General features: G+C 72.2%; 12 protein-coding genes. 8 read left to right on the top strand and 4 right to left on the bottom strand.

Annotated elements, in window-relative coordinates:
- The first annotated feature begins 290 nt into the window (after positions 1-290).
- Positions 291-1,979: an MFS transporter gene (locus PJ985_RS16235; protein WP_271684482.1), complete on the top strand. Its 1,689-nt coding sequence runs from the start codon at positions 291-293 to the stop codon at positions 1,977-1,979.
- Between the two features lie 43 nt (positions 1,980-2,022).
- On the opposite strand, the gene PJ985_RS16230 is transcribed toward PJ985_RS16235, so the two are convergent.
- On the bottom strand, positions 2,023-3,204 hold the full coding sequence (locus tag PJ985_RS16230; RefSeq protein ID WP_271684481.1) for an acyl-CoA dehydrogenase family protein: 1,182 nt from the start codon (positions 3,202-3,204) through the stop codon (positions 2,023-2,025).
- A 179-nt stretch (positions 3,205-3,383) separates the two neighbouring features.
- Positions 3,384-3,824 carry a cell division protein SepF gene (locus PJ985_RS16225; RefSeq protein ID WP_271684480.1) on the bottom strand — a complete coding sequence of 147 codons (441 nt, stop codon included), beginning with the start codon at positions 3,822-3,824 and terminating at the stop codon, positions 3,384-3,386.
- Positions 3,825-4,421: 597 nt separating this feature from the next.
- Here PJ985_RS16225 and PJ985_RS16220 point away from each other — a divergent pair.
- Entirely contained in the window at positions 4,422-5,498 is a 1,077-nt protein-coding gene (locus PJ985_RS16220; protein WP_271684479.1) for a S1 family peptidase, read from the top strand.
- 121 nt (positions 5,499-5,619) lie between these two features.
- Here PJ985_RS16220 and PJ985_RS16215 read toward each other — a convergent pair whose 3' ends face one another.
- Positions 5,620-6,648 (bottom strand): aspartate-semialdehyde dehydrogenase, encoded by a 1,029-nt coding sequence (locus PJ985_RS16215; protein ID WP_271684478.1) that lies wholly within the window; start codon positions 6,646-6,648, stop codon positions 5,620-5,622.
- Between the two features lie 88 nt (positions 6,649-6,736).
- Entirely contained in the window at positions 6,737-7,435 is a 699-nt protein-coding gene (locus PJ985_RS16210; RefSeq protein WP_271684477.1) for an HAD family hydrolase, read from the bottom strand.
- Between the two features lie 162 nt (positions 7,436-7,597).
- On the opposite strand from PJ985_RS16210, the gene PJ985_RS16205 reads away from it, so the two are divergent.
- The 6 genes from PJ985_RS16205 to PJ985_RS16180 are packed head-to-tail and all read left to right on the top strand — an operon-like array spanning position 7,598 to position 12,159.
- Positions 7,598-7,900, top strand: coding sequence for an urease subunit gamma (locus tag PJ985_RS16205; protein WP_271684476.1), 303 nt, complete (start codon positions 7,598-7,600; stop codon positions 7,898-7,900).
- Positions 7,884-8,264, top strand: coding sequence for an urease subunit beta (locus PJ985_RS16200; protein ID WP_271684475.1), 381 nt, complete (start codon positions 7,884-7,886; stop codon positions 8,262-8,264). The genes PJ985_RS16205 and PJ985_RS16200 overlap by 17 nt, the downstream gene beginning before the upstream one ends.
- A complete protein-coding gene (locus tag PJ985_RS16195; RefSeq protein ID WP_271684474.1) occupies positions 8,257-9,978 on the top strand; it encodes an urease subunit alpha in 1,722 nt (573 codons plus the stop codon). Before PJ985_RS16200 ends, PJ985_RS16195 begins: the two co-directional genes overlap by 8 nt.
- Positions 9,979-10,005: 27 nt before the next feature.
- Entirely contained in the window at positions 10,006-10,686 is a 681-nt protein-coding gene (locus PJ985_RS16190) for an urease accessory protein UreF (RefSeq protein ID WP_271684473.1), read from the top strand.
- 46 nt (positions 10,687-10,732) lie between these two features.
- Entirely contained in the window at positions 10,733-11,419 is a 687-nt protein-coding gene (gene ureG / locus PJ985_RS16185) for an urease accessory protein UreG (RefSeq protein WP_271684472.1), read from the top strand.
- Positions 11,416-12,159, top strand: coding sequence for an urease accessory protein UreD (locus PJ985_RS16180; RefSeq protein ID WP_271684471.1), 744 nt, complete (start codon positions 11,416-11,418; stop codon positions 12,157-12,159). Before ureG ends, PJ985_RS16180 begins: the two co-directional genes overlap by 4 nt.
- The last annotated feature ends 58 nt before the right edge of the window (positions 12,160-12,217 follow it).

The following is a 12,217-nucleotide window of genomic DNA, read 5'->3' as shown; positions in this document are numbered from 1 at the left end:
GCAGAAGCGTGCCGGAGGTGCAGGAATTCGGGAGATCCAGTGCCGGTCGCGGGTTGTTTCCGCCATTCGGGTGGCTGTTCATATTTCCATTCCTCCGTTCCTTCAGGCGGGTGAGGACGCCCCGGTGGACAACCGGCGCCCGAACGAGGTGCACGGCCGCACCGAAGGCTGGCGTACGCTGTCTGATCGTCCGCCCCTCCCGCTTCGCGCCCGCACTTCCTGGCGGGTCCGCCCGTCGGTGCCGGGAGGCGCGGGCCCACACCCGCGAGGCCCGACTGGGAGGTGCGCAGATGTCCGGGACGACCCCGCCCGGTACCGCATGGGCGAAGGACGTCCCGCCCCGGCCCCGGCCGCCCGCAGCCGGGGAGAAGAGCCGCTGGACGATTCTCGTGGTCCTCTGTGTGAGCCTGCTGCTGGTCGCCATCGACGCCACCGTGCTGCACGTGGCTGTGCCGGCCGTGACCGCCGACCTGCGTCCCGGGCCGGTCGAGCTGTTGTGGATCGTCGACGCCTACCCGCTGGTCTGCGCCTCCCTGCTGATCCTTTTCGGCACCCTCGGGGACCGCATCGGACGCCGCAAAGTACTGCTGATCGGGTACGCGACGTTCGGGGTCGCCTCGGCACTGGCCGCCTACGCGGCCAGCCCGCACCTGCTGATCCTGGGCCGTGCGCTGCTCGGTGCCGGCGGGGCGATGATCATGCCGGCGACGCTGTCCATCCTGCGGCAGGTGTTTCCCGACCGGCGTGAGCGTGCCCTGGCCGTCGGGATCTGGAGCGCCGTGGCTGCCGTGGGGGCGGCCATAGGCCCGCTGTTCGGGGGGGCGCTGCTCGAGCACTTCTGGTGGGGCTCGGTCTTCCTGATCAACATTCCCCTGATGATGATCTGCCTGCCCGTCGGACGCTGGCTCCTGCCCGAGTCGCACGGGGACGGGGCGGGCCCTTGGGACCTCCTCGGAGCCTTGCTGGCCGCGGTCGGCCTGCTCAGTCTCATCCTCGCGCTGAAACGCTGCGGCAGCGGTGAGCTGTTCACCCCGGTCACCTTCCTGGCGGCGGTGGTGGGGGTGGGGCTGCTGGTCGCCTTCGCCCGCAGGCAGCGGGCCCGCAGGTACCCGCTGATCGACCTGTCGGCGTTCTCGCGCCCGGCGTTCGGCACCTCGGTCGGCTGCATCGTGCTGACGGTGCTGGCTCTGGTCGGGCTCGCGCTGATCGCCGCCCAGTACTTGCAGTTGGTACTGGAGCTGAGCCCGCTGCAGACCGGCTTGCGCCTGTTGCCGCTGAGTATCGCGGCCATCGCCGCCGGGCTGCTCGGCTCCCGGATGCTGCACCTGCTCGGCCCGCGTGCCATGGTCGCTCTGGGCTTCGTCCTCACCGCGCTGGCCGTGGTGTGCCTGATGGGCATGGGAGTGCAGGACCGCCCGCTGGTGCTGGCCGGGGGCTTCGTGCTGCTCGGCTTCGGGCTGGAGACGACCCTGTTCGGGGCGTACGAGTCCATGCTGAACGATGCTCCCGCCGAGGAGGCCGGCGCAGCCGCAGCGGTGGGCGAGACCGCGTACCAGTTCGGAGCGGGGATGGGCATAGCACTGCTCGGCAGCCTCATGAACGCGGTCTACGGTCCCGGGATCGGTGGGGTGGCGGGCGTGGGGACGGAAGACTCCGAGGCCTCCGCCCGCTCGCTCGGCGAGGCCCTGGCGGTGGCCGACCGGATCGGCGGTGAGACCGGCGCGGCCCTGGCCGCGTCAGCCCGGGAGGCCTTCGTGGCCGGTATGCACATGACGCTCGTGGTGAGTGTCCTGCTGCTGCTCGCCGGGGCGGTGGCGGCCCTGCGGCTGCCCCGCGGGCTCGGCCCCCGGCTGCCGCCCGCTCCGGCCGGGGCCGGAACCGGGGGCGGCAGCACCTCCGGGGCGGCTGCGGGGCGGGTTCCCGGCCCGGCGGCCGGCGGGCTCGGCGACTCCTCTCCCGAGCCCGTCCGGCAGCCCTGACGCAGCGGCCGGGCCGTCCGTCTCCAGCCCGCCCTGTCGGGTGTCAGCGGTAGGCCGACTGCCCGGTCAGCGCCTGTCCCACCACCAGGGTGTGGATCTCCGAGGTGCCCTCGTAGGTCAGGACGGACTCCAGGTTGTTCGCATGGCGCAGCGGGGGGTACTCCAGACTGATGCCGTTCGCTCCGAGGATGGTGCGGCACTCGCGGGCGATGGCGATCGCCTCCCGGACGTTGTTCAGCTTGCCTGCGCTCACCTGCTCCGGACGGATCCGGCCCTGCTCCTTGAGCCGGCCCAGGTGCAGCGCGAGCAGCATTCCGCTGTTCAGGGACAGCGCCATGTCGGCCAGCTTTTTCTGGGTGAGCTGGAAGCCGCTGATGGGCCGTCCGAACTGGGTCCGGGAGTCCGCATACGCCAGGGCGGACTGCAGGCTGTCGCGGGCAGCTCCCAGGGCGCCGAAGATGATGCCGAAGCGTGCCTCGCCCAGGCAGGAGAGCGGAGCACGCAGACCTGTGGCCTCCGGGAGCTGTGCGGAGGCCGGCAGCCGCACGTCGTCGAAGGAGAGCCCGGAGGTCACCGAGGCACGCAGCGACATCTTCTGTTTGATGTCCTGGGCGGTGAAGCCGGGAGTTCCGCTGGGGACGAGGAAGCCCCGTACCCCGTCCTCCGTGCCGGCCCAGACGGTCGCCACGTCCGCGATGGAGCCGTTGGTGATCCACATCTTGGAACCGTTGAGGATCCAGTCGCCACCGTCGCGCACGGCCCGGGTCCGCATCGCTGCCGGGTCGCTGCCGTGGTCCGGCTCGGTCAGCCCGAAGCAGCCGATCGCCTCGCCGGCGGCCAGCCGCGGGAGCCATTCCTGCTTCTGCTCCTCGGACCCGTAGGCCCGGATCGAGTACATGGACAGCGACCCCTGGACCGAGGCGAAGCTGCGCAGCCCGCTGTCCGCCGCCTCGAGCTCCATACAGGCCAGCCCGTAGCCCACCGCGTTCACTCCGGCGCAGCCGTACCCCTCCAGGTGCATGCCCAGCAGCCCGAGCCTGCCCAGCTCGGGCACCAGTTCCCGGGGGAACCGGCCTGCTTCGAACCATTCCCCGATGTGCGGCCGCACGTGGTCGGAGAGAAACCGGGCGACGGTGCGCTGGATCTCCCGCTCCTCGGCGGTCAGGGCCGAGGAGACGTCGAGGAGGTCGAGCGGGTCCTTGAGTGGCGGAGTGGAGGTTCGCATGGCCCCAGTACAGCATCGGTGGGCCGGAGGCATTCCTCGTGGGAGCGAGACGTGACGAAGATCGCTGACCTGCCCGGACGCAGGCTTTCCGGCGTGCTCAGGTCCGGCCCGGGCCAGGGCACCGGCCAAGGCACACGGCCCCGGGCGGGCGCCCCGCAGCGGCAGGGCGCCCGCCCTTCTCAGCTCTGGTTGAAGAAGCCGCTGTCCGAGGTGCGGCGGCTGTCGCCGCTGACCACCTGATAGTCCGCGGGAGTCAGCAGGAAGACCCGGGTGGCCACTCGCTCTATGGTGCCGCGCAGACCGAAGGTGAGCCCGGCCGCGAAGTCCACCACCCGCTTGGCGTCGGCCGGGTCCAGCACGGTCAGGTTCACCACGACCGGCACACCGTCGCGGAAGAGCTCGCCGATACGGCGGGCGTCCCGGAAGCCGCCGGGTGTGACCGTGGCGATGCGCCCGCCCTGGTCCTGCGCCGTCTCGGCCGCCACCTGGACCCGGGGATCCGTGGTCCAGGGCTCGGCGTCCCCCGGCTCCGGTCCCTCGGAGTATTCGTCGTCGTAGTAGCGCATCTCGCGGTCATCGACGAGCCCCAGCCACGCACTCGCCTTGCGCACCGATCCCATGGACGCCTCCTCTCTCTGTGCGGCCCACTTCGTCCGTCAGCGGCTCGCCGCGGGCCGCCCGCCTTCCTATGGTCGTCCATGCGGCGGGTGATGCACCAAGCGAATAGCCACTCGCACCGGGTTTCGTGACGGTTCTGGTGCACACGATATGGCCATCCATCAGAAATACAGTCTTATGCGCTGGTTGACGGTGTGTAGGATCCACCGCCCGCTTCTGAACGGGTGAGTCCGGTGGTCCGGACGTGAGCATGCTGTGCAGAGTCAGCGACCGCCGGGTGCCGGGCGGGTCCGGCCGGGAGGCCTGCGGAAGCTGAAGCGGACTCGCTCCTGCCCCGGAGCCCTCCCTTCTCCGCCCGGCGAAGCCGGAGCGTGCTCGCGAAACAGCTGTCCGTGCTCTGTTCGGGGTCGTGGCGTCCGCAACTGTGAAAACCCTGTGACGTTAGCGGAGAGGTGCCAACTCTCCCTTGCGAAAGGGCTGGTGAACTCGACATACTCACCGGCACCGCTTGGCATGGACGCGCCTTCACGGTCCGTCCATGCCCTTCCAGGTGTCTTCGCAGCCGAGAAGGCGCCACCCCCACAGGAGGACTCACAAGCGTGACACACCGACGTATTCCCCAGCGACGCGCCGTCATAGCGGCGTCGAGCGTTGCGGCCCTGATGGCCGGAACCTTCCTCGCGACTCAGGCAGGTGCCAGCACTCCCGCTCCGGCTTCGGCTCCTGACACCCTCTCCTCGAGTGCCGCGGGAGAACTCGCCGAAACGCTGGCCTCCGGTCTGCAGAGTGATCAGAACTCCATGTACTACGACGCCGAGGCCCGGACGCTCGTCGTGAATGTGACGGACGAGGCGGAGGCCGCCGAGATCCAGGAGGCCGGCGCCGAGGCGCGGGTCGTCGAGTACGACGCGGCCGAACTGGACACGGTCATGGCGGAGGTGGACGCGTTCGCGGTCCCCGGCACCGCGCGGGCGATCGACCCGGCTACCAACTCGGTCAGGATCACGGTGGACAGCACGGTCACCGGTGAGGCACTCGCCGAGGTCGAGGCCGCTGCCGAGGCACTGGGCGACAAGGCGTCCGTGGAGAAGGTGCAGGGCGAGTTCGAGACGTTCATCATGGGCGGCGACGCCATCTACTCCTCCGGTTCCCGCTGCTCCCTCGGGTTCAACGTCACGGTGGACGGCCAGCCGCACTTCCTGACCGCCGGCCACTGCGGCAGCACAGGCAGCGGCTGGGCCGGTGCTTCGGGCGGCAGCCAGATCGGCCAGATGACGGGCAGCACCTTCCCCGGTGCCGACCACGCGCTGGTGCGGTACACCGGCTCCGTCGACCACCCCAGCGCCGTCAACCTGTACTCCGGCACCCGCAACATCACCGGAGCCGGCAACGCCACGGTCGGCCAGGCGGTGGAGCGCAGCGGCAGCACCACCGGCCGGCACTCCGGCACGGTCACCGGGCTGAACGCGACGGTGACCTACCCGCAGGGCACCGTGCGCGGTCTCATCCAGACCAATGTCTGTGCCGAGCCCGGTGACAGCGGTGGCGCACTGTTCGCCGGCAGCACCGCCCTGGGGCTCACCTCCGGAGGCAGCGGAAACTGCAGCTCCGGCGGAACGACCTTCTTCGAGCCGGTGACCCGGGCGCTGGACGCGTACAACGCGACGCTGCCGTAGTCCGATCCTCACCCGACCGCTTCCGGGGCCTCGCGGTGCCCCGGCGGGGCGCGGAGCCCCCCGCCCGTCAGGGCGGGGGCTCCGCTGTGCTCCGGGGCGGCGGCCTGCCCGCCCGGGCGGCTCAGCGCGGTTCGGCCGCCACCAGTTCCGCGATCTGCACGGCGTTGAGCGCCGCTCCCTTGCGGAGATTGTCGTTGGACAGGAAGAGCGAGAGCCCGTTCTCCGCCGTCTCGTCCCGGCGGATCCGGCCCACGTAGCTGGCATCCCGGCCCGCCGCCTGCAGGGGGGTGGGGATGTCGGAGAGCTCGACGCCCTCGGCCTCCGCGAGCAGCTCGCGGGCCCGCTGGGGTGGGAGCGGGCGCTCGAAGCGGGCGTTGACCTGCAGCGAATGACCGGAGAAGACCGGGACTCGCACGCACGTGCCGGAAACCTTCAGGTCCGGAATCTCCAGGATCTTGCGGCTCTCGTTGCGGAGCTTCTGCTCCTCGTCGGTCTCCTCGAGCCCGTCGTCGACGATCGAGCCCGCCATCGGCAGCACGTTGAACGCGATCGGCCGGAGGTAGTTGTCCGGGGCCGGAAAGTCCACCGCGGTGCCGTCGTGGGTGAGCCGGGTGGCGTCCTGGGTGACGGCGCTGCGCACCTGCTCGTCCAGCTCGGCGACACCGGCCAGCCCGCTGCCGGAGACCGCCTGGTAGGTGGAGACCACCATGGAAACCAGCCCGGCCTCCCGGTGCAGGGGCCGGAGCACCGGCATGGCGGCCATCGTCGTGCAGTTCGGGTTGGCGATGATCCCCTTCGGCCGCTGGGCGACGGCGTGCGGGTTGACCTCGGAGACGACGAGCGGCACCTCGGGGTCCAGCCGCCAGGCCGAGGAGTTGTCGATCACCACAGGGCCGGATCGGGCCACCCGCTCGGCGAGGGCGCGGGACGTGGCGCCGCCCGCGGAGAACAGCACGATGTCGAGCTCGGAGAAGTCGGCGGTGGCCGCGTCCTCGACGGTGACCTCACCGTCGAGCCAGGGCAGCTCGCGGCCCGCTGACCGTGCGGACGCGAACAGCCGCAGCCGGCTGACCGGGAACTTCCGCTCGGCCAGAATCCCGCGCATCACCGCGCCGACCTGCCCGGTGGCTCCTACGATCCCGATCTTCATGACGCTCCTTGCTTTCGTGGGCACATCCCTGCCTGGTTCCCCTACCCTGCCCTGCGGGATGCAGCAGGTGCGAATTCTTTGACTTCGGTCACATCCGCTTCCGCTGCGGTCCGGCCGGCCCGCCCGGGCCGTGGGGACGGGAGCCGAGGAGCAGCGCGGGGAGTTCCCGCATGTCCTGGAAGACGACGGTGCCGGGCCCCTGCAGCCAGGCGGCGGGAGTCAGTCCTCCCGCGTATCCGAAGGAGCGCATTCCGGCCGCGCGGGCTGCCCGGACCCCGTACTGGCTGTCCTCGACCACCGCGCACCCCGCGGGGCCGGCCCCCATCGAAGCAGCCGCGTGCAGGAACAGGTCGGGGGCCGGCTTCCCGCGGCTCACCTCGGTGGCGCTGAAGATCCGCCCCGCGAAACGCTCGTACAGCCCGGTGCGGCCGAGCGTGCGCCGCATCTTGGCATGCCCGCCGCTGGAAGCGATGCAGAACGGCACTCCGAGGGAGTCCAGTACCTCGGTGACACCGTCCACCTCGGTCAGCTCCGCGTCGATGGCCTCGTTCATCCGCCGGGCGTAGCGGTCCTCCCAGAGGTCCGCGGTCTCCTTACCCAGCCGCTCCGCGATCTGCCCGTGCACGGAGCGCTGCGAGCGGCCGAGGAACCGGTCCACGATTTCCCGTTCGCTCATCACCCACCCCAGCTCGGTGCCCAACTGCACGTTGATGCGCAGGGCGAGGCGTTCGCTGTCCACCAGGACGCCGTCGCAGTCGAATATGACCAGATCGAGAGGGGAAGTCACCCGGCCAGGCTATCCGGAGCGGCGGCTTCCGCGCCGGTGGCCACGTTCCGGGGCCGACGGGGAGTACGGGTAACGCTGCCGTAACGAGGGCCGGTTACCATGCGGGCCAGCTTCTTCACGGGGCGTGCCCGGAAGGTGAGAGCGAAGGCGAGGTGGCGGAGCGTGCGACTGACCCCGCACGAGCAGGAGCGGCTGCTCATCCACGTGGCGGCGGACGTCGCCGCAAGGCGGCGGTCCCGCGGTCTGCGGCTCAACCATCCCGAGGCCACGGCTCTGATCACCGCCCATCTCCTCGAGGGCGCCCGGGACGGCCGCACGGTCGCCGAACTGATGGCCTCGGGACGCAGGGTGCTGACCCGGGCCGAGGTGATGGAGGGCGTCCCCGAGATGATCCGCGACGTCCAGGTCGAGGCGACCTTCCCGGACGGCACCAAGCTCGTCACCGTTCATGAGCCCATCACCTGACCCGGAGGCCGCTGTGCCGCACACGTACGAGGCGAAGCGCCGGCCCGCACCGGTCGTCCCCGGTGAGATTCTCCACGCCGCCGGTCCGGTGCGGCTGAACGAAGGCGCCTCCGTCATCCGTCTCACCGTCCGCAACACCGCGGACCGGCCCGTCCAGGTGGGGTCCCACTATCACTTCGCCGAGGCCAATCCCGGCCTCGGCTTCGACCGGGACGCCGCCCACGGCCGGCGGCTCGCGATCGCCGCCGGGACGTCCGTGCGCTTCGAGCCCGGTATCCCCGTGGAGGTGGACCTCGTCCCGCTCGGCGGTCACCGGATCGTGGCCGGTCTCCGGGGGGCCGTGGCGGGTGGGCTCGATGACTGAGCTGAGCCGCGCCGCGTACACCGACCTGTTCGGTCCCACCACCGGGGACCGGGTGCGGCTCGCCGACACCGACCTGCTGATCGAGATCGAGCGGGACCTGAGCGGCGGGCCCGGACGCGCCGGTGACGAGGCCGTCTTCGGTGGGGGCAAGGTGATCCGGGAGTCCATGGGGCAGTCCCGGGCGGGTCGGGCCGCCGGTGCCCCGGACACCGTGATCACCGGTGCGGTCGTGCTCGACCACAGCGGCGTTCTCAAGGCGGACATCGGCATCCGGGACGGCCGCATCACGGCGCTGGGCAAGGCCGGGAACCCCGACACGATGGACGGGGTGCATCCGGAGCTCGTGATCGGCCCGGAGACGGAGATCATCGCGGGCAACGGCCGGATCCTCACCGCGGGCGGCATCGACGCGCACGTGCACTTCATCTGCCCGCAACTCGTCGACGAGGCGCTGGCCTCCGGCATCACCACCCTGGTCGGAGGCGGCACCGGGCCTGCCGAGGGCACCAGGGCCACCACCGTCACCCCCGGCCCCTGGCACCTGGCGCGCATGCTGGAGTCGATGGATTCCAGCCCGGTGAACCTCGCCCTGCTCGGCAAAGGCAGCACCGTTTCCCGGGAGGCGCTGTACAGCCAGCTGCGCGGGGGCGCGGCCGGGTTCAAGATCCACGAGGACTGGGGTGCCACCCCGGCAGTCATCGACGCGTGTCTCACGGTGTGCGAGGAGACCGGTGCGCAGCTGGCCCTGCACACCGACACGCTGAACGAGGCCGGGTTCGTCGGCGACACCCTCGCCGCCCTCAAGGGCCGCACCGTGCACACGTACCACACGGAGGGGGCCGGCGGCGGGCACGCGCCGGACATCATCACGGTGGTCGCCGAGGCCCATGTGCTCCCCAGCTCCACCAACCCGACGCGTCCGCACACCGTCAACACGGTCGAAGAGCACCTCGACATGCTGATGGTCTGCCATCACCTCAACCCCGCGGTGCCCGAGGACCTTGCCTTCGCCGAGTCCCGGATCCGTCCCTCCACGATCGCCGCCGAGGACGTGCTGCACGACCTGGGCGCCCTCTCCATCATCTCCTCCGACGCCCAGGCCATGGGCCGCATCGGCGAGGTCGTGCTGCGCACCTGGCAGACCGCACACGTGATGAAGCGGCGACGCGGTGCGCTGCCCGGCGACGGGCGGGCGGACAACCACCGGGCCCGTCGCTATGTCGCCAAGTACACCATCAACCCGGCGGTGGCACAGGGCCTGGACCACGAGGTCGGGTCGGTGGAGCCGGGCAAGCTGGCCGACCTGGTGCTCTGGGACCCCGCCTTCTTCGGGGTCAAACCGCAGCTGGTGATCAAGGGCGGGCAGATCGCCCACGCGCAGATGGGGGATGCAAACGCCTCCATCCCCACCCCGCAGCCGGTACTGCCCCGGCCGATGTTCGGTGCCTTCGGCCGCGCCCCGGCGGCCAACTCCGTCACCTTCGTCTCCCCGCTCGCCCTGGAGGACGGGCTCCCTGAGCGGCTGGGACTGGGGAAGCGGTTCCTCGCCGCAGGTGATGTCCGGAAGGTCACCAAGGCGGACATGCGCCACAACGATGCCCGGCCCGACGTCCGGGTGGACGCCGACACCTTCACCGTCACCATCGACGGTGATCCGGTCGTCCCGGCCCCGGCGGCCGAGCTTCCGATGGCTCAGCGCTACTTCCTGTTCTGAGACGCTCCCGGCGGAAGGCGGTCAGCGGTGCACCCACCCGGAGCGGCCCTCCTGATCCTTGCCGACGGCAGGTTCCCCGCGGGCGGGCACGCCCACTCCGGCGGGGCGGAGGCCGCGGTCCTGGCCGGCCGCATCACCGGCGCCGGCGACCTCGAGGACTTCTGCCGGGGCCGGCTGCACACCACCGGCCTGGTGGCCGCCGCCCTGGCCGCCGCGGCCTGCGCCGGCCACGACCCCCTGACTCTCGACGCCGCGGCCGACGCCCGGACCCCCTCGCCCGCCCTGCGCGCCGTGGGCCGCAGGCTCGGCCGCCAGCTGCTGCGCGCCGCCCGTGTCACCTGGCCGTGCGCCGCGCTGGAGTCCCTGGCGGAGCTCCGGCCGCGCGGCGCGCATCAGCCCGTGGTGCTCGGCCTGGCCGCCCGCGCCGCCGGTACGACCCCGTACGGGGCGGCGCTGGCGGCCGGGTACGAGGCGGTGTCGGGTCCCGCCACCGCCGTGGTCCGGCTGTTGAGTCTGGATCCCCTGGACGCCACCGCGGTGCTCGCCCGGCTCGCCCCCGACCTCGAGCAGGTCGCGGAGCGGGCCGTGGCCGCCGCGGCCGAGGTGCCGGCCCACGGCACCGACGCGCTCCCCGCGGCCTCCGCCCCGCTCCTGGACATCAGTGCGGAAGCGCACGCCGCCCGTTCCGTCCGTCTCTTCGCTTCCTGACCAGACCGCCCGGCCCTCCCGCGGCCGCAACGACACGGAGCCGCACATGCACCTCGACCCCCCGCACACCTTTCCCGGCCGGCACAGCCGGAGTGCCCCGGACCGTCCCGGCGGCGGGCGGCGGGCGCTGCGGATCGGTCTCGGCGGCCCGGTCGGCTCCGGCAAGACGGCCACCGTCGCGGCGCTCTGCCGCGAGCTGCGCGGGCGGCTGTCCCTCGCCGTCGTCACCAACGACATCTACACCCGGGAGGACGCCGAGTTCCTGCTGCGCAACGCCGTGCTGCCGCCCGAGCGGATCGCCGCGGTGGAGACCGGGGCCTGCCCGCACACCGCGATCCGGGACGACATCTCGGCCAATCTCGAAGCCGTCGAGGACCTGGAGGACGCCACCGGCCCACTGGATCTGGTGCTGCTGGAGTCGGGTGGCGACAACCTCACCGCCACCTTCTCCCGGGGACTGGTGGACGCCCAGATCTTCGTGATCGACGTCGCCGCCGGGGACGACATCCCGCGCAAGGGCGGCCCCGGGGTGACCACCTCCGATCTCCTCGTCGTCAACAAGACGGACCTGGCCCCGTACGTGGGGGCCGATCTGGCGGTGATGGCCCGGGACGCCGCCGAGCGGCGCGGAGCCCTTCCGGTGGCCTTCACCTCACTCACCGCCCCCGATGGGGTGCGTCCGGTCAGCGACTGGGTGCTGGCCCGGCTCGCCGACTGGACCGGCGCCCCGTGACGGCGCCCGCGCCGGCCGGGGTCACGGCCGCCGCCCGGATCACGGCGGTCCGGGGCGGGGCGCTCCCGGTACTGGAGAGCGACGGCCCGCTGGCGCTGCGCCGTACCCGGGCCTCCGGCCCGTACACCCAGGTCACCATGGTCGGGGCGATGAGCGTGCCGTTGGGCGGGGACCGGCTGCGGGTGACGGTGCGGGCCGGGGCGGGCGCCGCGTTGCGGGTCACCTCGGTGGCCTCCATGGTGGCGCTGCCGGGTCCGGACGGCGGCGCCGCGGAGTTCGTCACCGAACTGTCGGTCGGGGACGGCGCCGAGCTGCACTGGCTCCCGGAGCCGCTGATCTCCGCCCGCGGCAGCGAGCTGCGGATGACCACCAGAATCCGTCTCGCCGCCACGGCACGGCTGGTGTTCCGGGAGGAGCAGGTGCTCGGCAGGGCGGGGGAGGAGCCCGGCCGGCTGTCCAGCCGCCTCACCGTGCACCACGCGGGGCGGCCGCTGCTCGACCAGGAGCTGAGCTACGGACCGGGCGTTCCCGGCTGGGACGGCGCGGCGGTGCTGGGCGGCTGTCGCGCGGCCGGCCAGTTGCTGGTGGCCGGCCCCGAGTTCCGGGAGCAGCCCGTTGAGCCCGTGCTGCTGGGCGGGACGGCTGTCCGAACCCCGCTGGCCGGTCCGGCCTCACTGGTCACCGCCGTCGCGCCGGACGCCCTGGAGCTGCGCCGGCTGCTCGACCGCGGCGGAGCATGACGCTCCCGGCCCCTCCGCCGCAGTGCCCCGTCAGGCCTTGCGGAAGCCCGGGGTGCGG

Source organism: Streptomyces sp. ACA25 (assembly GCF_028200735.1).
Lineage (GTDB): Bacteria > Actinomycetota > Actinomycetes > Streptomycetales > Streptomycetaceae > Streptomyces.
Note: the sequence above shows the minus strand (reverse complement) of the source record. Positions and strands in the feature narration are given on the sequence as shown.